General features: G+C 43.6%; 25 protein-coding genes. 7 read left to right on the top strand and 18 right to left on the bottom strand.

Going from position 1 to position 22,308, the window contains the following annotated elements; all coding sequences use genetic code 11:
- Nucleotides 1-114: 114 nt before the first annotated feature.
- The 10 genes from CSD97_RS03940 to dnaK all read right to left on the bottom strand — a co-directional run bounded on the left by CSD97_RS03940 (nucleotide 115) and on the right by dnaK (nucleotide 9,820).
- On the bottom strand, nucleotides 115-768 hold the full coding sequence (locus tag CSD97_RS03940) for a master DNA invertase Mpi family serine-type recombinase (protein WP_005818830.1): 654 nt from the start codon (nucleotides 766-768) through the stop codon (nucleotides 115-117).
- A gap of 107 nt (nucleotides 769-875) precedes the next feature.
- Nucleotides 876-1,523, bottom strand: coding sequence for a hypothetical protein (locus CSD97_RS03935; protein ID WP_004313932.1), 648 nt, complete (start codon nucleotides 1,521-1,523; stop codon nucleotides 876-878).
- Nucleotides 1,523-2,422 (bottom strand): relaxase/mobilization nuclease domain-containing protein, encoded by a 900-nt coding sequence (locus tag CSD97_RS03930; protein WP_061448680.1) that lies wholly within the window; start codon nucleotides 2,420-2,422, stop codon nucleotides 1,523-1,525. The genes CSD97_RS03935 and CSD97_RS03930 overlap by 1 nt, the downstream gene beginning before the upstream one ends.
- Nucleotides 2,406-2,774, bottom strand: coding sequence for a MobC family plasmid mobilization relaxosome protein (locus tag CSD97_RS03925; protein ID WP_004313937.1), 369 nt, complete (start codon nucleotides 2,772-2,774; stop codon nucleotides 2,406-2,408). Before CSD97_RS03925 ends, CSD97_RS03930 begins: the two co-directional genes overlap by 17 nt.
- 101 nt (nucleotides 2,775-2,875) lie before the next feature.
- Nucleotides 2,876-4,678: a DUF3987 domain-containing protein gene (locus tag CSD97_RS03920; RefSeq protein WP_004313939.1), complete on the bottom strand. Its 1,803-nt coding sequence runs from the start codon at nucleotides 4,676-4,678 to the stop codon at nucleotides 2,876-2,878.
- Nucleotides 4,629-5,228, bottom strand: coding sequence for a BT4734/BF3469 family protein (locus tag CSD97_RS03915; RefSeq protein ID WP_004313940.1), 600 nt, complete (start codon nucleotides 5,226-5,228; stop codon nucleotides 4,629-4,631). The genes CSD97_RS03920 and CSD97_RS03915 overlap by 50 nt, the downstream gene beginning before the upstream one ends.
- A complete protein-coding gene (locus tag CSD97_RS03910) occupies nucleotides 5,225-5,578 on the bottom strand; it encodes a helix-turn-helix domain-containing protein (protein WP_004313943.1) in 354 nt (117 codons plus the stop codon). The genes CSD97_RS03915 and CSD97_RS03910 overlap by 4 nt, the downstream gene beginning before the upstream one ends.
- Nucleotides 5,579-5,892: 314 nt before the next feature.
- Entirely contained in the window at nucleotides 5,893-7,155 is a 1,263-nt protein-coding gene (locus CSD97_RS03905; RefSeq protein ID WP_005795670.1) for a site-specific integrase, read from the bottom strand.
- Entirely contained in the window at nucleotides 7,152-7,697 is a 546-nt protein-coding gene (locus CSD97_RS03900; protein ID WP_005795672.1) for a helix-turn-helix domain-containing protein, read from the bottom strand. Before CSD97_RS03900 ends, CSD97_RS03905 begins: the two co-directional genes overlap by 4 nt.
- A gap of 203 nt (nucleotides 7,698-7,900) precedes the next feature.
- Entirely contained in the window at nucleotides 7,901-9,820 is a 1,920-nt protein-coding gene (dnaK, locus tag CSD97_RS03890; RefSeq protein ID WP_022401988.1) for a molecular chaperone DnaK, read from the bottom strand.
- A gap of 445 nt (nucleotides 9,821-10,265) precedes the next feature.
- On the opposite strand from dnaK, the gene CSD97_RS03885 reads away from it, so the two are divergent.
- A complete protein-coding gene (locus CSD97_RS03885; protein WP_098031998.1) occupies nucleotides 10,266-11,666 on the top strand; it encodes an MATE family efflux transporter in 1,401 nt (466 codons plus the stop codon).
- Nucleotides 11,667-11,719: 53 nt separating this feature from the next.
- Entirely contained in the window at nucleotides 11,720-12,295 is a 576-nt protein-coding gene (locus CSD97_RS03880; protein WP_005831755.1) for a Crp/Fnr family transcriptional regulator, read from the top strand.
- A gap of 81 nt (nucleotides 12,296-12,376) precedes the next feature.
- On the opposite strand, the gene CSD97_RS03875 is transcribed toward CSD97_RS03880, so the two are convergent.
- Nucleotides 12,377-13,168: an META domain-containing protein gene (locus CSD97_RS03875; RefSeq protein WP_005831757.1), complete on the bottom strand. Its 792-nt coding sequence runs from the start codon at nucleotides 13,166-13,168 to the stop codon at nucleotides 12,377-12,379.
- 195 nt (nucleotides 13,169-13,363) lie between these two features.
- On the opposite strand from CSD97_RS03875, the gene CSD97_RS03870 reads away from it, so the two are divergent.
- Genes CSD97_RS03870 through recA form a run of 3 tightly spaced genes read left to right on the top strand, consistent with a single transcriptional unit; the run spans nucleotide 13,364 to nucleotide 16,112 of the window.
- Nucleotides 13,364-14,557, top strand: a complete 1,194-nt coding sequence (locus tag CSD97_RS03870; RefSeq protein WP_005831761.1) for a saccharopine dehydrogenase family protein — start codon at nucleotides 13,364-13,366, stop codon at nucleotides 14,555-14,557.
- 52 nt (nucleotides 14,558-14,609) lie between these two features.
- Nucleotides 14,610-15,056 carry a thioredoxin-dependent thiol peroxidase gene (gene bcp, locus CSD97_RS03865; RefSeq protein WP_005831763.1) on the top strand — a complete coding sequence of 149 codons (447 nt, stop codon included), beginning with the start codon at nucleotides 14,610-14,612 and terminating at the stop codon, nucleotides 15,054-15,056.
- A gap of 18 nt (nucleotides 15,057-15,074) precedes the next feature.
- Entirely contained in the window at nucleotides 15,075-16,112 is a 1,038-nt protein-coding gene (gene recA, locus CSD97_RS03860; RefSeq protein WP_005831765.1) for a recombinase RecA, read from the top strand.
- Between the two features lie 67 nt (nucleotides 16,113-16,179).
- On the opposite strand, the gene CSD97_RS03855 is transcribed toward recA, so the two are convergent.
- From CSD97_RS03855 to CSD97_RS03840, 4 genes are all read right to left on the bottom strand, one after another.
- Entirely contained in the window at nucleotides 16,180-16,890 is a 711-nt protein-coding gene (locus CSD97_RS03855) for a DUF4252 domain-containing protein (RefSeq protein WP_005832692.1), read from the bottom strand.
- Nucleotides 16,891-16,896: 6 nt separating this feature from the next.
- Nucleotides 16,897-17,421, bottom strand: a complete 525-nt coding sequence (locus CSD97_RS03850; protein ID WP_055288524.1) for a hypothetical protein — start codon at nucleotides 17,419-17,421, stop codon at nucleotides 16,897-16,899.
- Complete coding sequence (locus CSD97_RS03845) at nucleotides 17,402-17,917, bottom strand: RNA polymerase sigma factor (protein ID WP_055288525.1); 516 nt, start codon at nucleotides 17,915-17,917, stop codon at nucleotides 17,402-17,404. Before CSD97_RS03845 ends, CSD97_RS03850 begins: the two co-directional genes overlap by 20 nt.
- Before the next feature lie 129 nt (nucleotides 17,918-18,046).
- The gene (locus CSD97_RS03840; protein ID WP_005831772.1) at nucleotides 18,047-18,391 is read right to left on the bottom strand and encodes a helix-turn-helix domain-containing protein; all 345 of its coding nucleotides are present in this window, start codon (nucleotides 18,389-18,391) and stop codon (nucleotides 18,047-18,049) included.
- 160 nt (nucleotides 18,392-18,551) lie between these two features.
- On the opposite strand from CSD97_RS03840, the gene CSD97_RS03835 reads away from it, so the two are divergent.
- Nucleotides 18,552-19,139 (top strand): hypothetical protein, encoded by a 588-nt coding sequence (locus CSD97_RS03835; protein WP_008665422.1) that lies wholly within the window; start codon nucleotides 18,552-18,554, stop codon nucleotides 19,137-19,139.
- 2 nt (nucleotides 19,140-19,141) lie between these two features.
- Entirely contained in the window at nucleotides 19,142-19,453 is a 312-nt protein-coding gene (locus CSD97_RS19230; protein ID WP_005832697.1) for a transcription termination/antitermination NusG family protein, read from the top strand.
- On the opposite strand, the gene CSD97_RS03825 is transcribed toward CSD97_RS19230, so the two are convergent.
- The 3 genes from CSD97_RS03825 to CSD97_RS03815 form a co-directional block, all read right to left on the bottom strand.
- The gene (locus CSD97_RS03825; protein ID WP_055288526.1) at nucleotides 19,441-20,463 is read right to left on the bottom strand and encodes a putative sulfate exporter family transporter; all 1,023 of its coding nucleotides are present in this window, start codon (nucleotides 20,461-20,463) and stop codon (nucleotides 19,441-19,443) included. The two genes, CSD97_RS19230 and CSD97_RS03825, sit on opposite strands and share 13 nt — an antisense overlap.
- A 113-nt stretch (nucleotides 20,464-20,576) precedes the next feature.
- The gene (locus CSD97_RS03820) at nucleotides 20,577-21,464 is read right to left on the bottom strand and encodes a LysR family transcriptional regulator (RefSeq protein ID WP_035448955.1); all 888 of its coding nucleotides are present in this window, start codon (nucleotides 21,462-21,464) and stop codon (nucleotides 20,577-20,579) included.
- A gap of 14 nt (nucleotides 21,465-21,478) precedes the next feature.
- Nucleotides 21,479-22,075: a DUF6621 family protein gene (locus CSD97_RS03815; protein ID WP_055288528.1), complete on the bottom strand. Its 597-nt coding sequence runs from the start codon at nucleotides 22,073-22,075 to the stop codon at nucleotides 21,479-21,481.
- Between the last annotated feature and the right edge of the window lie 233 nt (nucleotides 22,076-22,308).

Here is a 22,308-nt window from a genome sequence, read left to right as displayed (position 1 = left end):
AATATATGTTTGAAGCATGCTTTGTCTATAGATGAAATTTTAGCACCGTACGGTGGATTGCCAATGACAATATCGAAGCCCTCTTTTGAGGGTCGCTTCTGTAGTACATAGAAATCAATGATAGATACCATACTCTTCCCATCCTTCTTGTTGACAGTTTATAGGCAAATGAAGCCCCGTATAAACGAGATAACGATATAATGTAGTTTTTGATACTTTCAATCTTTTAGATATAACTGTTTTTTCTGTTCCTTTAGCCAATTCTTTTACAATATAATCGTGCTTGTTGGCACATTTGGGATTAAGTCTACAACGAAAGCCACGACAATGTCCGAGCATTGCCCCTTCTGCTTTTTTTCTCGCTAACGCCTCTTTTGTACGTTGACTGATAAGATTGCGTTCAATCTCAGCTGACAATCCGAAAGCAAAGGCAAGGACTTTACTTTGTATATCTTCCCCAAGTCTATAGTTATCTTTAATTGTCCATACCTTACATTCTTTTGTCATACAGATATTCAAGATTTCCATAATCATAAAAAGATTGCGTCCAAGACGTGAAAGCTCACTACAGATGATAATATCATCTTTGCGTACTTTACGCAGTAAACGTCCAAGCTGTCGTTTTGTGTAATTTTTCGTTCCACTAATAGTTTCTTCAATCCAATCGCCAATTGTCAACTCATTATTATTACAGAAATTACTTATCTCAAAACGTTGGTTTTCTACAGTTTGTTTGTCACTGCTTACTCTAATGTATCCGTAAATCATAACTCTTAAAATTATATTAATATACACCAATATAAAAAATTCCTTCACAATTGATTAAAATGTAAAGGGATAAATTGGAGCAAACAGTATATACGTAGAAGCATATACTAATTTTCCCCTTTTATTGCTATCTGCTTTTCTATCAAGTTCTGATTCTGTTCCTTCACTGCCCTATACATAGAATAATACGCAAAGCTCTCTTCCTTATACTTCATACTACTAACAGAAACAGCAACGGCCCATATCATAATAACGACAATGAAGACCATGACATATCGTAGCTTAATATGATAGCCATATATAAACAACCCACTGATATTAGGTGGAATAACGGTTACAGGGCTTTTCAATTCATTGATTTTTGCTAATATCTCATCCTGCCGTTTCAATATACATCGGGTATTAGTTTCGATAGTTATACGATTCTGATTGTAATCGCAAACGTGCCGATAAAGATATTCAAGAAGTTTGGACTTCTGCTTGAATAAATCAATGAGTTTCGGAAACCATAGCGAAAACGGCAATGTGTTAGGCTGCTGTTGCCAGATATGTTTCTTGATCACAGACAAGGCTTCATTCCAGCAAGTACAGAAACTTTTGGCAATTCCAGTATAAATGGTCTTTTCATCAAATTCCACTTTTACAGATTGTTCCGATTTAGAAACAGTGACATTCTGTTTTTCAATACACTCTTTCAGTTCACTGATACTTTGGCGCAAATTTGCAAGATTTGCAGCTATTACATCTTCTTTCATTATCTTCTACGTTTTGAAGGTTTATAAAAAGGTTCGCTTCTTTGGTTATCCTTGTCTTTATCATCCCGCCCGCCTTGTTCATTGTTGGTTCCTCCACCTCCACCGGGAGTTATGACTTGATGGGGTTGAATAATCAGTTCCGCAGCTACATCACCCAACATAGTGCAAAGGTTGTTGAAGCTCAAATCACGGTCAAGTTTAGAACCAGCAATGCTAAATTCATCCATACAAAAGGATATACCACGAATTTTATCAGAGTTCTCAGCATGATTAAAACGCATATCTATGCCCTGACCTTTGAGCGTACTAATAAAGTCATTCCAAGAACGAGAATTTACCTGCGCATCAAGAACTGAAGAACGAAGATTATACTTCCGTAATTGGTGAGGACGCAAACGACTTTTATTTCTGGCTTTACTATTTTTAGGGGCAAAGTAAAATCCATACTCTTTAGTCAAAGCACGACAAACTTTTGCATTGCATATTCTTTCATTGCTGTCAGAAATAAGATTGCCTTCATTGTCTATCCGATTGAATACCAAATGGCAATGAGGATGTTTCGTGTCGTGATGCCGGGCTATGATATATTGAGTATTACGAATCCCCATTTGTTCCATCCATTTCTTGGCAATCTCCACCATCAGCGCATCTCCTTCTTCATTATCGGGAAAACGGCTAATGTCTTGCGAAGAAAAAGCAAGTGATACGTGTTTCACCGGACTTTTTACTTTCGGGCGCATGGATGCTTGTATCTGAAAAAAATCAGCGATGGCTTTATTACTAATGGTGCAGACTCCTTCGTGTGCCAAAAGTGTGGCACTCTTTTTCTTGTTCTTTTGGTCATTGGCGTAATTCACTATTCCTCCAAAATCGGTTCTTGTTTTAATCTTTGCTATCATGGCAGTTGTTCTTCACTTGGGTGATGATTCTATTGACTTCTGATATGATTGAGAAGCATTGTTGCTTGACAGCTTCCAAACCATAAGTGTGCATCTGGTGGGCAATCTGATTGACATTATTGGCGATACCGGAAAGGTCACGAATAGCCGATACCATTTCAGGACTGATGCGTTGACAGACTTGACAATCCATTGCAGCCTGATGGCAAAATTCATTGACAGACAATCCAGCCTGCTCCGCTTTGGATTGGATATAAATGTAGTCGTTCTCGGTAAACATTACCCGAAAACATTTCGTGCGTTTCTGATAACTCGCCAACTTAGGGCGACCACCAAGTTTCTTATCCTTCATACTTATCTAAACTTTTATGTTCATAAATTGATTTTTTGAGAGTGGCTGTTCTATCCGCTTGCCGCATAGGTTTTAGTGACACTAAAACACAAACTTGCCACTCAAAAAATCTTCCTATATTTCCCTTGTTCTATTCGGCTTAGTTTGCCATCTTTGATAAAGGCTTCTATCCACTTGTTTGCCGTACTTCCATTCTCGCCCAAAGTTAAAACCGCCGCATCATAATCTTTCTTTGTGAAAGTGTCAGGCAACATATTATAAAGGGTGTTCCTTCGTGCATAAACGCCTGTCTCTTGCGAAACGGTATTGAATCGTTTAGACTGATTTCCTGACAAATTCTGATAAATGAATACGGCATGATAAAGCAGGGTGTCGCAAATACTCATGGCTACGGAATAGTCAAACTCATGGCAAACCAATTGTACAGTCTCGTCAGAAGAAGATTTGTGAATCACATTATCCAAATGTCGGACAACGGTCAACACCATCATTATACGATAAGCAATCAGTCCCATCCGTCTGACTACTCCTTGCATCTTGTTATCCACTTCGTCACAACATTCCTCATTCACCCGACTGAGATATTCAATAAAGTGTTCCTGTAAATCAGAGGGAAGAGAAAAGGAATAATTACCCTGCCGTACAAAATTCTCATGTAAATGGCAGAATTTATCTCCCAACAGTTTGAACATGGCATTCTTGGATTGGGAAATGTCGCTTGTGGCAAACACATTTCTTATACCTCGTTTGAAGCGGATAATATAGAAACAAAAGCGACTCATCAATCCGTTCTCTGCATCAGGTATCAATCTTCTTACCTGTTCTGGAGTTCCAGCCAAAGCTACCGATACTCTCGGATTGGCTACTTCACAATACTCTCTATCCTTACGCCTACTCAAACTTACCAATTCATGATGGAATGCCTTTCGCAACACATCGGAGTAATTGCCGTAGTCCGATTTCAAAGTCTGACTTAACGTGTCGCCCTCCGATTCAAACAGCAGCCCGATTCCGTCATTATCTCCTAATATCTTCAAGAAAGAGCTTGCGCTACTATTGGCTGGAATCACGAGCATACGCATGGGCGGTTCAGTTGGCATAGCCATTCCATCGGTTTTCTTACCTTTAATATATGTGTTCATTGCTTCTTTATATTCCTGTTCCAATCGTTTGGAAAGTTCATGCAAATGGCGGTTGATGGGGGCTACCAATTCACGGCATAGAGTCAATGCTCCTTTTCCCATACCGGCATCCGCTACAACAAACAGATAGAGGTTGGGATAAACAATGCGTTCATCGTACACGCCACAAACATTATGAAAGCATACCGACAAACACACAATAGCCCCGATTAATATCGTATCACGGTCATCTACCGAAATGGAATTATTGACAACCTCATTTAGAAAAGGAGGAAGATGCTCAAACACACATTCAGGAAATGTAGGAAGTTCTTCTTCTGATTTTATCCATTTACCCGTTTTACCATTTTGGATATTTGGCAAAATGGATAAATGCTCTTTGAAGAACGGAGCCAATGAGATTCCAGCTTGATTTGCCAAATGGAAGAAAGAACGGATAGTAATGCCTTGCCCTTTGGAGTGCAGACAATGCGTGTATTGTTTATCCGTTTCTTCCTTTTGATAGGTAGGGTAAAACCTGCTGATGCGGTGGTAATACTCCCGCCCGTTCTCTCCCAATCCATCCACAAGCGCAAAGCCCAACTCCACCCAATCTTTATAATGAGGGGCTATATCAATGGCACACTGTTCTATCTCCCGAACAACACTTTCCACATCATCCTCCACCTTATTATATATAGGGGCAATACTTGGTGTATGTGCCTGTTGTATTTCAGAAGGGACATTCTCCCAATCTTGGGCGGAAAATATTTTCTTCGACATCATCTTTGTATTTAGGGTTAATATATGCTTGTGGGTCGTAGGGTAAGAAGCATGAACGAGCCACATCACTGCCGGACATATCCACCAATGGCAAACCTGTCGCTTTGATACAGTTGGTAACAGCCTTGAAGTACCGGGAATGTTCCCAGCCTTTCAAATCAACAGGTATTATCCACTTCAATCCATTACCGGATGGACTGACAAATAACAGTTCTGTATCAAAATACTCATGGTTAAGTAATTGTTGCTTTAACCTCCCTATGTTATCCACATGATCGAAATCCAAACACATCAATCCTGAGTGCATAATCAGTTCCTTTTCATTCCGTTTTCGGAATAATCCCGAAAAAGTACAATAGTCAAAATGGGTGGCTTTGTACCTTTTGGCTTCGGGAGAGGACTGCATCTGCCGCAGGTTCTCGGTTTGTGGTTGGGCATAATGTCCGATGACATAACGATACACATCCACAATACCTATAGCCCTCATCGGTTCGATGTTTTGAATGGGCTTGCGAAAGAATGAAAAGCAATAGTCGGTCGTTTCCATCATCTGATAATCTTTTTAGATTCGACAAATCGTCTGGCTTCTTCCATTAAGTCATCTTGGGTCTTGTGCGATTTGTTCTTCAGCCAATCGTCAATCTCTGATTGCAGGAAAGCCAAAGCCTTGTTTATTTTATGTACGGGAATCTGTTTGGTTGACACCCATCCATAAACCGTTTGTTTGGCAGGATGTGATGGCAGATAAGCGCAAAGCTCATCTATATCCATCCACTTGGGTGAGTTACTTGCCTGTTTATGCTGCAAGGCATTCACTTTAGATTGCAGTACTTCTACGGACTCAATCAGGTAGGACAACGCATTCGGCATTTCCTCCAATGAATTTACTTTATAGGCCATTTTTTCTTCGTATTAAAATTTATGCCACAAAAGTATAGGGATGCTTATAGGTGCTAAATAGGTGCTTGACCGCCACCAATCAACCGCTCATTTACCACTGACAGATTTAAGTTTCATTAATACGAGAGTTTATTGGAAGGCATAATAAAAGGGAAATAAACCACTATTGGGACTGACACCTTCCTTACCGAAAGCCTCAATGCTACAAAACACCCCTCAAAAAGCCGATGCTTCATGAGGGGTAAACGGTGGTAAGTATATGATTGGAATTACATAAGTCATTGGTGCTCAACGGTGGGAGCCCCCACCACAACTTATAAATCCAAATTTTCTATATGTAGTGTATTGGCGGCTTTCTCTTTTTGTTCGTTTACGATGTGCGTATAAATCTGCGTGGTTTTGACATTAGTATGTCCCATCAAAGACTTGATGGTATATATGTCAACGCCATTTTCCAGCAACAGCGAAGCGTAGCTATGGCGGCCACAATGGAAGGTGATGTGCTTCTTGATACCGGATGCTTCTATCCAGACTTTCAACGGGCGAGAAATCCAAGAGGCATCAGTCAATCCTTCAAAAACAAGTGCTTCATCATCGTCTGGACGTATGCCGCATAGTTGAAGTGCTTGTTGAGTGACTGGCTTGTAATCGGGCCTTTTTGTCTTTTGCTGAATTACGACTGCTTGCCATGTACCCTTGCTTGTTTGCTGAATTTGTTTCCATTTCAAAGTTTGAATATCGCTATGCCGCAATCCAGTGAGAATAGAGAACAAGAACGCACGTTTCAAAACATCATCCTTGCAAGGAGTATCAACCAACATTTGCACTTCATTCATGGTAAGTGCAACGCGAGGTTTCTCAATGTTTGTTATTCCCTTTACTTTCGCACTAATATCAACGGTCAGATATTCATCAATGAATGCCTGTTTCAATCCGGCTTTGAGTATGGAAAAATAGGTTGATGCCGTGTTTTGTGAGATAGTACCTTTCTTATTCCCTCCCATTGGGGCACGGAGAAGGAACATCTTAATATCTTCAAGCAGTTTAACGGAAATTGCCTTGAATGGAATTGGCTGCCCTTGCGAATACATTTTCAATAATTCACCTACACGCCTCCAGTTGACTATTATCGAATCGGAACTATTGGGATGACGTGTGCTTATAATACGATTGAAATACTTGATAAAATCCTGTTCGCTCCGCTCATTCTGTGCAGCGATTTCGTTTTCCTTATCAGTGTAAAGGATGGCACTATCGTATTCATGTTGCCGCAACTTACGCACATTGTCTGCATAGATACAAGCCTCTTGATCTATCGTTGAACGGCATTGGATAATCCCATTCAAATCACGCTTAGGCTTATAGTTGAATGTTCCATCCGGCAGGATACGTGCAATGGACGACTTGTCCCAAATGGGTGTAGATATAGTCCGGTTAATGGATTCTACCACACGGCTTGCCCGAGTTGAACCTCGCTTATAAACTGGGTATGATTCTATAATCAGATACCACTCTTCTTTGTAGTTCGACCTTCTGAGCTTGACGGTCACTTTGGTATTAGGTAATGCTTTCTTCATAACGACTTGTATAATTTATCAATTTCAGATTTGGGAACATAAACATAGTTACCGATTTGGCGTGTAGGAATAGAATGACGGCGTATGTGCTTAAATACACTGCTGTCATTGATATGGAATTTCTTGGCAATCTCTCCGATAGTATAACAGTCTTTGGGTTCAAAGGACAATGCTTCCTTTTTTCTCTTTCTACTCCCTGCCTTTGTTTTGAAGTGTTCATCCATATACTGCCGACTAAGGCGTATCAGACGCTGGCCAAAATTGTATGACGGTATCAAGCCTTGCCGTATCATACGATAAAGGACGTCTTTACTAATTCCGTAAATCAGCATGGCTTCCTTTACGGTTAGATACCCCTTGTTGGATGGTATTCGCCTAATCAGTGCTTGGCGTATCGCTTCTTTCTCTTTTGCGACTTGTCTTTTCTTATACGCCCTCTTGGAACAAGCCGGACAACAATACTTCGACACTAATGTCGGAGGAGTAAAGATTTTACCACACTCCTCGCAACTTCTTTGAATGGTGTAATTTCCTCTTGGCATATTCTTCTCGTTTTAAATGGTTTATATCAATCTAAGTTGTACCTTATCGCCAAATAAGACGTGTCGCAAACATGTCGCAAATAAGAGATAAAAAAGCCCATAGAAAACACATAGCAACCATGAACCCCATAAACGCAAAAAGCGTGCAACTCATTGAGCTGCACGCTTTTGCTTATCGTTTATTATCTGTTTACTTATCGGAATCATTTGACTTCCTCAAAATCAGCATCCTGCACATTATCGCCATGCTTTGTATTATCCTGAGCACCGCCTTGTTGCCCTGCATTCATATCAGGACCAGCTTGTGCACCACCCTGAGCACCGCTCTGGGCATACATTTCAGCACTTGCAGCCTGGAATGCCGTATTCAATTCGGCCATGGCAGAGTCTACGGTAGCCAGGTCTTGAGCCTTATGGGCATCTTTCAGCTTCTGCAAAGCAGCTTCAATCGGAGCCTTCTTGTCGGCAGGGAGCTTGTCGCCGAGTTCCTTCAACTGATTTTCGGTTTGGAAAATCATAGAATCGGCCTGGTTCAGCTTGTCTACTTTCTCACGCTCTTTCTTATCTGCTTCAGCATTGGCTTCGGCTTCGGCTTTCATCTTTTCGATTTCTTCCTTGCTCAAGCCGCTGGAAGCTTCGATACGGATGGCTTGTTCCTTGCCGGTAGCCTTATCTTTGGCAGACACCTTCAAAATACCATTGGCATCAATATCAAATGTCACCTCAATCTGAGGAATACCGCGACGTGCCGGAGCAATACCTGTCAGGTTGAACTGACCGATTGACTTGTTCTGTGCAGCCATCGGACGCTCACCCTGCAATACATGGATGGTAACTTCCGTCTGGTTGTCGGCAGCAGTGGAGAATGTCTCGCTCTTCTTGCACGGAATGGTAGTGTTGGCCTCAATCAGCTTAGTCATCACACCACCCATAGTCTCGATACCCATAGACAGCGGGGTAACATCCAGCAACACAACGCCCTTAATTTCATCTGTCAAAACGGCACCCTGCACGGCAGCACCTACGGCTACTACCTCATCCGGATTCACACCCTTGGAAGGAACTTTACCGAAGAAGTCTTCTACCAACTTCTGTACAGCCGGGATACGTGAAGAACCACCTACGAGGATTACTTCATCAATGTCCGCATTGTTCAGACCAGCATCGCTCATAGCCTTCTTACAAGGTTCCAAACAAGCTTGAATCAAGTTGTGAGCCAGAGCCTCGAACTTGGCACGGGTCAACGTCTTCACCAAGTGCTTGGGCACACCGCCTACGGGCATGATGTACGGCAAGTTGATTTCAGTGCTTGTAGAAGAGGACAGCTCAATCTTAGCCTTTTCAGCAGCTTCCTTCAGACGTTGCATAGCCATCGGGTCTTGAGTCAGGTCGGCACCTTCGTCGTTCTTGAACTCCTGAACCAGCCAGTCGATGATTACCTGGTCGAAGTCGTCACCACCCAGGTGAGTGTCACCGTTGGTTGACAATACTTCGAACACACCGCCACCGAATTCGAGGATAGAGATATCGAATGTACCACCACCAAGGTCGAATACGGCAACCTTCATGTCCTTGTGAGACTTGTCAATACCGTAAGCAAGAGCTGCGGCAGTCGGCTCGTTCACAATACGCTTCACTTCAAGACCTGCAATCTGTCCGGCTTCCTTTGTAGCCTGGCGTTGGGAGTCGGAGAAGTATGCGGGGACGGTAATTACGGCTTCTGTCACTTCTTGTCCCAGATAATCCTCGGCAGTCTTTTTCATCTTCTGCAGAATCATTGCAGAGATTTCCTGCGGAGTATAGAGACGTCCGTCGATGTCTACACGCGGAGTATTGTTGTCACCCTTTACTACTTTATAAGGCATGCGGCCGATTTCTTTCTGCACCTGGTCCCAGTTTTCGCCCATGAAACGTTTGATGGAGAAAACCGTACGGGTGGGGTTCGTGATAGCCTGACGCTTGGCAGGATCACCGATTTTACGTTCGCCACCATCAACAAATGCTACTACTGAAGGAGTGGTGCGCTTACCTTCACTGTTTGCAATTACTACAGGTTCGTTACCTTCGAATACTGCAACGCAAGAGTTTGTTGTTCCTAAGTCAATACCAATAATTTTTCCCATGATCGTTATTTTTTTATTTGTTATTATTCTGTTTCGACGTCCGCCTCAGTGGCAGACGCCAATAAAAAGACAAACGTTGTGCCAAATTGTTCAGAGCAGCCGCAGATTTATACTTGTGGCAGTTTGTCTGTCAGTTTGGCAGAATTAAAATCATTTTTTCTGTCGGAAATTACCATTTGTTAATTTCCATTCCATTCAAAAGCTCTACTTTTGTCGCCCGAATCAGAGATGATAAAACATGAACAACATTAATCATTTCCCTTGCATACCTTTAACCGTTCCTCCATGGAGAAAATATTGTTCCACCGTGGAGAAAATATCATTCCACCACGAGGGAAATATCGTTCCACCATGGTGGAACGATTAAGGATTAGTTAACATTGGGCTTAATCGTAGCAACGGAAATGATTGGTTTTCACATATTAAAGAAATAAATAAGATGAGTATGGAAAAAATGAGAGACAGTATCGACTTCAAGAACACGGACATCAAGACATTGTTCCGCAAACTATTGCTCCCTACTGTACTGGGGATGATTTTCTCCGCACTATTCGTTATCACCGACGGCATCTTTGTCGGAAAAGGAATCGGCAGTGATGCTTTGGCGGCGGTCAACATTGTGGCACCGCTATGGTTGTTTTCTACGGGTGTGGGACTTATGTTCGGGGTCGGCGCCTCTGTGGTGGCCTCCATTCATCTGTCACACGGAAAAGTCAAGGTGGCACGTATCAACATCACACAGTCTGTAGTCATATCTTCCTTGTTGCTGATGTGCACCTCCGCCCTATTCTGTTCATTTGCCCCACAGGTGGTAAAGCTGCTCGGAGGGTCTGAACGGCTCACGCCATTGGCTGTGGAATACATGCTTTGGTTTGTGCCTTTCTCTCTGTTCACGGCATTGCTCAATTCGGGTATGTTTTTTCTGAGGCTGGACGGTTCGCCCAACTTCGCCATGATGTGCAATGTGGTGGCTGCCGTTCTGAACATCCTATTGGATTATCTGTTCATCTTCCCCTTTGATTGGGGAATGTTCGGTGCCGCATTGGCAAGTGCTATAGGCACTACGGTAGGCGCATTGATGGTAGTATTCTATCTACTGCGCCGCCAGTGCACACTGCGCTTCCACCCCATTAAGATGAGCCGGAAAAGCATGCAACTGATGCGCCGCAACATTGGCTATATGTGCCGATTGGGTTCCTCCGCCTTCTTGTGCGAGGTGGCGATTGCCTGCATGATGTTTGTCGGCAACCAGGTGTTCATCCATTATTTGAAGGAAGACGGAGTGGCGGCATTCAGCATCGCCTGCTATTTCTTTCCTATTATATTTATGGTATATAATGCCATTGCGCAGTCGGCACAGCCGATTATCAGTTATAACTACGGCCTGAACGAGAGCCTGCGTGTCCGCCGCGCCTACTTGCTTGCACTGAAAACCGCCATAGGCTGCGGTGTATGTTTTGCCCTGGTCACAATATTCTGCAGTCCTGAAATTGTCGGCATGTTCATAGACCGCAGTTATCCGGCTTATGGCATAGCGGTAAAAGGGTTGCCTCTGTATGCCACCGGCTTCGTGTTCTTTGCCGTCAACATCGTATCCATCGGCTATTTCCAGAGTGTGGAGCGTGCCAAGTATGCCACAGTTATCACCCTGCTGCGTGGTTTTATCCTGCTGACAGCCTGCTTTTTCGGACTGCCCCTGCTATTGGGAGACCGGGGAATCTGGCTTGCCACTCCTCTTGCAGAAATGCTGACAACCCTCTTTATCCTCGTGATTTACATATCCGGGAAAAGGAAGCATAAAGAAAAATCCGTATCTTTAGACAAGATGGGCTGTACCCCAACATAACTTTTTCATGCAAGCATAAAAGTCCTGTCTTCGGTTTACACTATCTTTGCAGCATGGAAACTATGATAAAGAAATTCTGCAAGAAGTATAAACTACCGGAAAACACTTTGCACGAACTTCTGTCACACATGGCAGAAGTTCGTTTCAGCAAGGGAGAACTCATTATCAGCGAAGGGGAAAGGAACAGCAACTTCTATCTTTTGAAGAAAGGCATCTGGCGCGCCTACTACCTGACAGACGGCACGGAAAACTCCCTTTGGTTCGCCGCACCGGGCGACACAGCTTTCTCATCGTGGGGATATGTGGACAGCGAGGTTTCCCTCATCAACATCGAATCGGTGAATGAAAGCATCGCCTATTGTATCAGTAAGCCTGAGCTGGAAGCCCTTTTTTCGCATTCCATAGACATGGCCAACTTCGGCAGAAGAATCTTTGAGCGGGAAATTCTGTCGGTAGACAGTTCCACAGTAGCCTACGGCACCCCTCCCACTGCCAAAGAAAGGTACATGACGCTGATGGAAGAGAATCCGGAACTGCTGCAGGATGTACCGCTCAAGTATCTGGCTTCTTATCTCTACATCACTCCGCAATCCCTGAGCCGGATACGCGCAGGATTAAAGAAAAAGTAAAAGACCTTTTTATGTCAAGATGCAAAAAAGGCTCTTAGCAGATTATTTCTGTAAGAGCCTTTTTTATTTCAACCTATCTTGTCAGTTCTTCACCAACACCATCACCAGGTTATTGTCAGCATCGTACAGCCCGATGCCTCCGCCTGCCAGCTTGCCAAAAGACTGAACGGAATTCAAGGCTTTCAGCACACGGCCTTCCACCTCCATATCAGGGCATGCCATCATGGTACTGATAACTTGCGGGAAAGAGATTGCCGACGGGTTTTCATCATCAACCTGGAAAGCGCCGTTAATCAGATTGCAACCCGCATTGCCGTGCAAGCGCTTTTCTGCAATATTAAATTCAATGAACGGCTGCTTCTCCATTCCGTCGGGAATAGCCTCGCCCGCAGCCTCACTAATTATCCACTTTCCTTCCAAATCAGACAACTTGGAAACGGATTCTTTCTTCTGCAACACGACTATGGGACGATTGGAAGCACCGCATAAAGCTATATTTTCCTTTCCCAGCTTCTTATACTTTTTCACTTTGTTCAAAGCCGACAACACATTATTTTCTACAGTCATATCCGGACAAGCCATACGGGTACTTGCCAAAGCGCCAAGGTCAATCGTGCCGGGCTTGGCATTCACGTCAAACGAACCCATCATACGGTTGCAACCACTGTTGCCAAATACTTTTCCAGTCTTTGTGTCAAAACCGATATAGGGAAATTCCTGACCCGGAGCAGGGACTACGGCAGTACCATTCACTTCAATAATATTCCACTCACCGCTGATGGAAGAAAGAGTTGCAGCATTTTTGGTTGATGCACAAGAAGACAAGCCCATCAACACGCTTGCCATGCATAGGGAAACAAATACTTTTTTCATTGTTATTCGTTGTTTAAGTTAATTTATTCAAGGGGCAAATATATAGAAAATAACCCAAATGCAAGTAATTTGTTTAATATTTGAAGCATTTACCTCAAAGTATTTAGCAGGATTTTAATGTTTATCTAAGAATTAACCCTTATATTTGCTCTCCGTATTTTTTATAAACCTAATATAATAATATAGTACAAAGAAATGGGTAAAGTTCTTATTATCGGTGCAGGCGGTGTAGGTACCGTTGTTGCGCACAAAGTGGCTCAAAATCCTGATGTGTTTACAGAAATCATGATAGCCAGCCGCACCAAGTCCAAATGTGACGCTGTTGTCAAGGCAATCGGTAACCCGAACATCAAAACCGCCCAGGTAGATGCCGACAGCGTGGACGAACTGGTAGCACTCTTCAATAGTTTCAAACCCGAAATCGTCATCAACGTAGCCCTCCCCTACCAAGACCTCACCATCATGGAGGCTTGTCTGCAAAGTGGAGTCAACTATCTGGATACCGCCAATTATGAGCCGAAAGATGTTGCCCACTTTGAATACAGTTGGCAATGGGCCTATAAGAAACGCTTCGAAGATGCCGGACTGACCGCCATCCTCGGTTGCGGTTTCGACCCGGGAGTGAGCGGCATCTATACTGCATACGCCGCCAAACATCATTTTGACGAAATACAATATCTGGACATCGTAGACTGCAATGCCGGAAATCATCATAAAGCATTCGCCACCAACTTCAATCCGGAAATCAATATCCGTGAGATTACACAGAACGGCCGCTATTATGAAAACGGAGAATGGGTGACAACCAAGCCGCTGGAAATCCACAAAGACCTGACTTATCCGAACATCGGTCCGCGCGACTCCTACCTGCTTTATCACGAAGAACTGGAGTCTCTGGTGAAGAATTTCCCCACCATCAAGCGTGCACGCTTCTGGATGACGTTTGGACAAGAGTATCTAACCCACCTGCGCGTTATCCAGAACATCGGCATGGCACGCATAGACGAAGTGGAATATAACGGCATGAAGATTGTTCCGCTGCAATTCCTGAAAGCCGTCCTCCCCAACCCGCAAGACCTGGGCGAAAACTACGAAGGCGAAACATCCATCGGCTGCCGCATCCGCGGACTAAAGGATGGCAAAGAGCGTACCTACTATGTATATAACAACTGCAGCCACCAGGAGGCCTACAAGGAAACCGGCATGCAGGGCGTAAGCTATACCACCGGTGTGCCCGCCATGATTGGTGCCATGATGTTCCTCAAGGGATTGTGGAAAAAACCGGGTGTATGGAATGTTGAAGAATTCAATCCGGACCCGTTCATGGAACAGCTCAACAAACAAGGCCTGCCTTGGCATGAGATTATCGACGGAGACTTGGAAGTTTGAAATTAATGATTAAACATTAATCATTATCCACTAATCATTAAACATTAACAAAGTGAATATAGGAGATAAAGCACCCGAAGTATTGGGTATCAACGAAAAAGGTGTAGAAATCCGCTTGAGCGACTATAAGGGAAAGAAGATTGTACTTTACTTCTACCCCAAAGACATGACATCCGGCTGCACGGCACAAGCCTGCAACCTGCGGGATAATTATGCCGACCTGCGCAAAGCCGGTTATGAAGTCATCGGCGTCAGTGTGGACAGCGAAAAGTCACACCAGAAATTTATTGAGAAAAACAATCTGCCTTTTACCCTGATTGCAGACACCGACAAGAAGCTGGTAGAACAATTCGGAGTATGGGGCGAAAAAAGCATGTATGGCCGCAAATATATGGGAACGTTCCGCACAACTTTCATCATTAATGAAGAAGGTATTGTAGAGCGTATCATCACTCCGAAAGAAGTGAAGACCAAAGACCATGCGGCACAAATTTTATAATCATTAAACATTAACAACGTGGCAAAAAAAGACGAACTGAATTTTGAAAATGGCAGCAATCTGGCATCGGGCGAAAAACTGAAAGCCTTGCAGGCTGCCATGGACAAGATAGAAAAGAGCTTTGGTAAAGGCTCTATCATGAAAATGGGCGACGAAAGCGTCGAACAAGTAGAAGTTATTCCCACAGGTTCCATCGGCCTCAATGTGGCTCTTGGCGTGGGAGGATATCCCCGCGGACGTATCATCGAGATTTACGGCCCGGAATCTTCCGGTAAGACAACCCTTGCCATTCATGCCATCGCTGAAGCGCAAAAGGCAGGAGGCATTGCCGCATTCATTGATGCAGAACATGCTTTCGACCGCTTCTATGCAGCAAAACTGGGTGTGGATGTGGACAATCTGCTGATATCACAGCCGGACAATGGCGAACAAGCACTGGAAATCGCAGAGCAACTGATCCGTTCCTCCGCTATTGACATCATTGTAGTGGACTCTGTGGCTGCCTTAACCCCGAAAGCTGAAATTGAAGGCGATATGGGTGACAACAAAGTAGGTCTGCAAGCCCGACTCATGTCACAAGCCTTGCGTAAACTGACGGCAGCTGTCAGCAAAACACGCACCACTTGTATCTTCATCAACCAGTTGCGCGAAAAAATCGGTGTCATGTTCGGCAATCCCGAAACAACTACCGGCGGTAATGCACTGAAGTTCTATGCCTCCGTACGTCTTGACATCCGTGGAAGCCAAGCCATCAAGAACGGCGATGAAGTAATCGGCAAGCAGACCAAAGTGAAAGTTGTGAAGAACAAGGTAGCTCCTCCTTTCCGTAGAGCGGAATTCGACATCATGTTCGGTGAAGGCATCTCCCGTGCAGGCGAAATCATTGACTTGGGTGCAGAGCTTGGCATCATCAAGAAAAGCGGCTCATGGTTCAGCTATAACGAGACGAAAATTGCCCAGGGACGCGACGCCGCCAAGCAGGTCATCCTTGACAATCCGGAACTGGCAGAAGAGCTGGAAGGGCTTATCTTTGCAGAATTGAGAAAAGACAAATAACAAAAAAACTTGCCAATAGAAAAACAAAACATTCTATTGGCAAGTTTCCCTAAAAGGTTACCGCTTCCTATTCCATCTTTTCCAAACGTTCTTCCAAAGCCTCCATACTTTTTTCAAAACGTTTCCATGTATCGGTATCCATTTGTTCTTTCAGATACTTGTTGTCTTTCAGCTTGGCTACATTTTCCAGCCCTTTCAATGCCAGTTCTTGCGAATGCTTCAATTCTCCAAGCCAATCGCGGTTCTTCAGCTTCTCTATCTCAGCCCAGTTTATATCCGGAAGCTGTATATTCACATTGTTACCATTCCAGCTGGTATTCTGATACATCATGATATTCTGTATATCCTTCAAAGTCATATCACCTTCCAAATAAACAAATTTCAGAGTAGCTGCACCATCTACAATCATAATCAGCTCCTTCACCTTTTCCCCTTTACGGCTCATGTAGAATTCAGAACTGGAGACTGTTCCCTTCTGCTTCATCAGCAATTCATATCTGGAAGACTGCACCAAAGAACGAAGATCCTTACGCATTTCTTTCTTTACATTATTATCCATTGTAGAAAGTACCTGCACAGAGTTCAACTGTCCGGACACTTTCCCAATATAAACATCTTTAGTAAACAAGTTGGGATTCGTTTCTATCATTGCCTTGGATATGTAGACGGACGACACGCCTTTCATATCTCCATACTTGTTGAATAGGTTCTTTTGTGCCTGGCAAAGCAAAGGCAACATCAGCAGTACACCTGCCAAAATCATTTTCATTGTTTTCATATCAGATTATCGTTGAATTTCTTTTCTTACTTCCTGGTTCACCTTCGTTACGTCTATCCGCGTTTCCTCTATCTGTTCAATTCCCTTGTTCAGATTCGCAGACACCTCGATTAAAGTGGCCTGCAATGCCTTATAAGCAGCTTCCGGATCAGAGAAAGTGTCCTGAGGTGTAGGAGGACGCATATCCTCTCCCATGTTCGTAATGCCATAACCTACACCTACAAGAACCAGAATGGTGGCAGCAATACCTCCTATCCAGCGCCAATTACGTTTGGCCTTGTTCCGGTGGAAAAAACGTTGTTCCTCTTCAGCCTTTTCGTCAATCATCCGGCTCAGTTTATCCTCCAATCCGGCGGGAACATTATCCACCACTTTCCCGGGAAAAAAGCTGAGAAAGAGTTTCTTGTCCTTCTGCAAGTGCTCGGGCACTTCTTCGGTTCTGAAAGCTTCCTTCAACAACTCTTCTTCCTGCTCGTTGGTATTCCCTTCATAAAATTCGGCGAGCAGCCTTTCAATTTCCTCGACTTTCATAGTTACTCCATTTATTAAATTCCTCACGTATCTTTTTTCTTGCCCGGGACAACAGTACACGGACATTGGTAGCATTCAATCCCGTGACCTGCTCTATCTCTTCATAAGAACATCCCTTGACATCACGCAACGTTACTATTTTCTGCTGTTGCACCGGCAGACGGGCAATGATGTGCCTTACCTGCTGCGCTTCATCCCGCACTTCAAAGTTATCTGCTTGAGACACATTATGCACTTCGGCCAACTCCACGCTCTGTCTGCTCAAAGTATACTTTCCTGAACGAAGCAAATCAAAGCACATATTTTTCACCAGAGTAACGCTGAATGCTTCCGGATTACTGATAATGGCCAGTCCTTCCCGCTTGTCCCACAACTTCAGATAAGCTTCCTGCACCAAATCTTCAGCGTCGGCAGCATTCTCCAACAGCCTATAAGCTATGCAGTACAGCTTGCGATGATATGGCAGAAACTCTTTTTTAAAACTTTCAGCGTCCATGGGCTATTTATCAATAGTAGATTCCTGTTTATACCCTTCAGACGTAGGGGGAAAGGATTTTGTTACACGACCAGGAAGAAAAAATGGAAAAAAAATGAAAACACCAATAGCACCAGCCCAAGAGTGCGTTTATTTCAAGACATCAGCAATCCGCTTTTTAAGATTCAATTTTGCAATGTCTTCAGGCTTCAGCTCAAGCTCCACCAACACCTTCGCTGTGGAGAGTCTGTATTCCTGCTCTAACGTATCATAATTTATCTGTTCCTTATGAATGGAATACAACAAAGCAAAATCGTAGTTCAAGGCACGTGAGACATTATACAACGTATCCGTATCAATACTTTTTCTCGTAAGCATATAGTCTACACTTTGAGGCTTAACTTTCAGTCTTCGTGCAAGTTCCGCCTTGGTAACCTGCTGTTCAAGCATCACGTTCTTGATTATCTCTCCGATGTATATATTACTTTTTTCCATTTATATGAAGGTACAAATTAATCATTCATATTATAAGGAACACCAATACCAATTTGTCTGTATGTATCGTTCTTTTTATTCATAATTCGTTTGTTTTATCAAATATTTTATGATACTTTTGCAACATATTCATATAAACAAACAAATAATATCTGCTATCATGAATTTACTGACATGTATTCTCATAGCCATCCCTATCGGCATTATTTTTATTATGCTATGGATATACAATGACTACCGGAAATATAAGAAGAAAAATAAGCTGGCCATTTTGCTGTTTCTCCTATTTCCAACCACTTTATCTGCACAATACGTTGATGCGGGATGCCAAGTATCCTTTAAATGGCTGGAGAACCAAAAAGGGAAATTAGAGTATACAAAAGATGGGGTTACTTATAAGTTTATTCCAAACGACTCCCAATGGGAAATTATAATTCGCAACAACTCTTCAGAAGATATCCGAATAAACTGGGAAAATATGCAATTCATTGTGGACGGAAGAACCTCAGAAGTCAAATACCCCATACTGGCAGAAGCGGAAACTCCCTTTGCAATAATAAAAAGCCAGGCAGAAACAAGCCAAAAGATTGGTGTGACAACTTATACGGCAAATAACTCTCAAATATACAACAAGAAAGATATTCGGAAAGGAAGGAATTCCTCCATTACCATTATCCTTCCCATATCTATCGGTAAGCACCCTCAATTCTTCACCTCTTTCGACTTTATCATCAAAAAAGTGAACTAACTATGACTTCTCAAGATATAAAAAAACAGCTGAAAGAACCACATTTCTGGAACATTGTATTAACTGGTCAGCACGCCGAACCGAGGACAAAAGCAACGCTGGAAGCAAAAGGTATCATAACTTGGCTTCCACTTGCTCCGGTCCGGCGTCAATGGGGAAGGATATTAAAAGAAATACACACCCCGGTTATCCCGAGATGTGTATTCGTCTATATATCCAATGAGGAAAGAAATACGTTGCAAAAATCCTACCGACTTCTTCAACCGGAAGTTATACTTCAAGAACTGCCGGACCGATGCAATCAGAACAAGTAGATATATGCCAACGTGCTCACACTAATCACTATCCACAACAAGGTGCCTTGTATCAAGGGCTTGATACCTACTGCCTTCAGTACATCACGTGACAGAGAGGCACCGATAAAGAACAGAGTGATAGTCAGCGTCTTGCGGGCCAAAGAATTGATTCCCTCCCCAATCATGGCACCCGTTTCGGTAGTCCCCAGCACATAAGTATTGAAAATCATAGCCAGCACAAAGAAGAAGATGAACCAGGGAATACTGATTTTCTGTCCCTTACTCTTAAAGATGAACGAAGTTACCAGAGCCAAAGGAATAATCCATAAGGCACGTGTCAGCTTTATAGTCGTTGCCACCTTCAGGGCCTCCTCGCCATATGCGGCACCTGCCCCCACTACCGAACTCGTATCATGTATGGCAATGGCCGCCCATGTGCCGAACTCATGCTGGCTCATGTTCAAAGCGTGGCCTATCACCGGGAAAACAAACAATGCAATGGCATTCAATATAAAGATGGTGCCCAATGCCACAGACATCTCGCTATCCTTTGCCTTCAACACCGGCCCCACAGCCGCAATGGCACTGCCTCCGCAGATAGCCGTACCGGAACTGATAAGATAGGAAGTGTCACGGTTCACTTTTAGGAACTTACGCCCTATGAGCCAGCCTATGAGCAATGTCCCCACTACAGAAATAATCGTGAACTCCATTCCCTCCTTGCCCGAAGCCAGGGAAGCCTGCAGATTCATTCCAAATCCTAACCCTACAACAGAGTATTGCAATAGATACTTTGAAGTCTTCTTATTGAACTTCGGATGTGCCTGCCCACACAACAATGCAAAGGCCAACCCCAAGAACAACGCCAACGGTGGAGTGACCCACGCCGAATAGGCATGCATACCGGGCACATAATCCAACAGCAGAAAGAAGGAGAGGACAACCAGGAGAGATACATAAATAAATTTATTATTACTTTGAAGAAAAGGCATATTAATGCTTTTAGCCAAAACTCGATTTGAAGCCATACTGTTTATTTTACTATTATTACTAATGTTTATTCCTTAATTTTCCGGGTGCAAAGGTAGTTCTATTTTAGTACACCCGCCAATCGTTTCTACTTATAGACTATAACTTATTGTTATCGGGACATAAACATATAGTTCATAAAGGCTTGTGACAATCCTCCTTCCTGCCCTTGCAACTGGACAAAGCAGAAGTCGCGAAGCATGGGCATATCCTTTATCTCGACCACGCGGAAAGTGCCTGCAGCCAGTTCCTTGCAGATGGAACGGATAGACACGATTCCCATGCAATCGGAGTTTTCAAGAAAGAGCTTGATGCTTTCGGTACTACCCAGATACATCAGTACATGGAGTGAGGAAAGCTTGACGCCGTGCTTCTGGAGCGAGCGTTCTATCACATCCAACGTACCAGAACCACGCTCACGAAGCACTAAAGGAATAGCGGGCAAATCCTGGGGAGTAATCTCTTCGGGCAATTGTAAACGGCTTTTGGAATGGACTACCGCTACCAGTTCATCCTCAAGAAAAGTAGTGTACTTCAGATTGGGAAGGCGGAAAACCCCTTCCACCAATCCCAAGTCAATGCGGTGTTCCTGCAAAGCGGCTTCTATTTCCCGGGAGTTTCCATTGAGCAAGGACAAGTTGACCTGCGGAAACTTGCCGATAAAACTGCCCAGCAACGGAGGAAGCACATACTGCGCAATGGTAGTGCTGGCTCCCAACTTGAGTTCGCCAATATATTCGTTATGTAACAAGTGCATTTCATATTCCAGCCGTTTATAGTCCTCCAATATCCGTTCGCAATGCTCCAAAAGCAGCCGGCCTGACTCGGTCAAACTGATTTTACTTCCCTGCCGGTCGAAAAGCCTCGTCTGATAAGTGGCCTCCAGCTCCTGGATATGCTTGGTTATAGCCGGCTGACTTACAAACAACTCTTGCGAAGCCTTTGTAAAACTCAAGTTCTTGGCAACAGACTGGAACACTTTTAAACGGAAATCACTCATATACTTCTTATATCTTATAACTCGTCAGACTTGATGCCGAATGCATGCGCCAAAGAATAAAACACCGGCTCCAGGCGGCAATACACCGGGCTCAGAGGTTCCTCCGTGATGAAGTACACAGCTTTGCCCCGTTCTTCTTCACTCTTGTCTTTGAAGAAACCCGCCAGCTTCTCCTCCACTCCATTACCATATACCTGATGGAAAGGCAACAGCATCAAACACTTCACATCTGCAGAATCAAGTGCCAGGTTCATCAGGTCAAGAAACAACGCTTCGGTAGAGACTAAACCGGAAGAGGTGACGGAAGAAAATGTAAATTCGCCCAGCGGCGTACGGCATGCCTGGTGATTCAGTTTATTCACATCGGATGGTTCACAACACTTCAGCACGTCCGCTGCCGGAGTATGCACCAGCAACACTTCCACCTCATTTTCTTGTTCTCTCAAGCCGGCGTCCAATGCCAGATAGCTCAACCATGCCGGCAGGTCAACATCGGGTAGCTTCCGCCCCAACTTACCTTCCAAAAAGTTCTTTGCACCATATACCACTTCATTCAGAAATGCAACATCTATCAATATCACATTTGCCGGAAACTTTATCTTATCCTCCATTATCTTCTATTTTAATACGTAATTATACATAATGCTCCTCTGCAAGCGGAGCTCCGAAAACCTACCACACAGAAAGCACAAAACTTTGAAGCAGTAAAAGTACGACAAATTTATCAATAACTTGTATCATCCCAAGCAATTAATCTATATCTCCGAAGCGGAAAGAGAATATCCTTCCCCCGCAACACGGAAACCTTGGAGCTGGAACACGAAGACTTAGCTACTAAAACATA

It is taken from the genome of Bacteroides sp. AR29, assembly GCF_900217715.1.
GTDB classification, from domain to species: Bacteria; Bacteroidota; Bacteroidia; order Bacteroidales; family Bacteroidaceae; genus Bacteroides; species Bacteroides uniformis.
This window is presented reverse-complemented; position numbering and strand designations above follow the sequence as displayed.

What these genes read in the sequence shown, in the direction of transcription:
- CSD97_RS03940 (WP_005818830.1), bottom strand. Translation starts at nt 768, where the DNA reads ATGATTTACGGATACATTAGAGTAAGCAGTGACAAACAAACTGTAGAA.
- CSD97_RS03935 (WP_004313932.1), bottom strand. Translation starts at nt 1,523, where the DNA reads ATGAAAGAAGATGTAATAGCTGCAAATCTTGCAAATTTGCGCCAAAGT.
- CSD97_RS03930 (WP_061448680.1), bottom strand. Translation starts at nt 2,422, where the DNA reads ATGATAGCAAAGATTAAAACAAGAACCGATTTTGGAGGAATAGTGAAT.
- CSD97_RS03925 (WP_004313937.1), bottom strand. Translation starts at nt 2,774, where the DNA reads ATGAAGGATAAGAAACTTGGTGGTCGCCCTAAGTTGGCGAGTTATCAG.
- CSD97_RS03920 (WP_004313939.1), bottom strand. Translation starts at nt 4,678, where the DNA reads ATGTCGAAGAAAATATTTTCCGCCCAAGATTGGGAGAATGTCCCTTCT.
- CSD97_RS03915 (WP_004313940.1), bottom strand. Translation starts at nt 5,228, where the DNA reads ATGATGGAAACGACCGACTATTGCTTTTCATTCTTTCGCAAGCCCATT.
- CSD97_RS03910 (WP_004313943.1), bottom strand. Translation starts at nt 5,578, where the DNA reads ATGGCCTATAAAGTAAATTCATTGGAGGAAATGCCGAATGCGTTGTCC.
- CSD97_RS03905 (WP_005795670.1), bottom strand. Translation starts at nt 7,155, where the DNA reads ATGAAGAAAGCATTACCTAATACCAAAGTGACCGTCAAGCTCAGAAGG.
- CSD97_RS03900 (WP_005795672.1), bottom strand. Translation starts at nt 7,697, where the DNA reads ATGCCAAGAGGAAATTACACCATTCAAAGAAGTTGCGAGGAGTGTGGT.
- dnaK (WP_022401988.1), bottom strand. Translation starts at nt 9,820, where the DNA reads ATGGGAAAAATTATTGGTATTGACTTAGGAACAACAAACTCTTGCGTT.
- CSD97_RS03885 (WP_098031998.1), top strand. Translation starts at nt 10,266, where the DNA reads ATGGAAAAAATGAGAGACAGTATCGACTTCAAGAACACGGACATCAAG.
- CSD97_RS03880 (WP_005831755.1), top strand. Translation starts at nt 11,720, where the DNA reads ATGGAAACTATGATAAAGAAATTCTGCAAGAAGTATAAACTACCGGAA.
- CSD97_RS03875 (WP_005831757.1), bottom strand. Translation starts at nt 13,168, where the DNA reads ATGAAAAAAGTATTTGTTTCCCTATGCATGGCAAGCGTGTTGATGGGC.
- CSD97_RS03870 (WP_005831761.1), top strand. Translation starts at nt 13,364, where the DNA reads ATGGGTAAAGTTCTTATTATCGGTGCAGGCGGTGTAGGTACCGTTGTT.
- CSD97_RS03855 (WP_005832692.1), bottom strand. Translation starts at nt 16,890, where the DNA reads ATGAAAACAATGAAAATGATTTTGGCAGGTGTACTGCTGATGTTGCCT.
- CSD97_RS03850 (WP_055288524.1), bottom strand. Translation starts at nt 17,421, where the DNA reads ATGAAAGTCGAGGAAATTGAAAGGCTGCTCGCCGAATTTTATGAAGGG.
- CSD97_RS03845 (WP_055288525.1), bottom strand. Translation starts at nt 17,917, where the DNA reads ATGGACGCTGAAAGTTTTAAAAAAGAGTTTCTGCCATATCATCGCAAG.
- CSD97_RS03840 (WP_005831772.1), bottom strand. Translation starts at nt 18,391, where the DNA reads ATGGAAAAAAGTAATATATACATCGGAGAGATAATCAAGAACGTGATG.
- CSD97_RS03835 (WP_008665422.1), top strand. Translation starts at nt 18,552, where the DNA reads ATGAATTTACTGACATGTATTCTCATAGCCATCCCTATCGGCATTATT.
- CSD97_RS19230 (WP_005832697.1), top strand. Translation starts at nt 19,142, where the DNA reads ATGACTTCTCAAGATATAAAAAAACAGCTGAAAGAACCACATTTCTGG.
- CSD97_RS03825 (WP_055288526.1), bottom strand. Translation starts at nt 20,463, where the DNA reads ATGGCTTCAAATCGAGTTTTGGCTAAAAGCATTAATATGCCTTTTCTT.
- CSD97_RS03820 (WP_035448955.1), bottom strand. Translation starts at nt 21,464, where the DNA reads ATGAGTGATTTCCGTTTAAAAGTGTTCCAGTCTGTTGCCAAGAACTTG.
- CSD97_RS03815 (WP_055288528.1), bottom strand. Translation starts at nt 22,075, where the DNA reads ATGGAGGATAAGATAAAGTTTCCGGCAAATGTGATATTGATAGATGTT.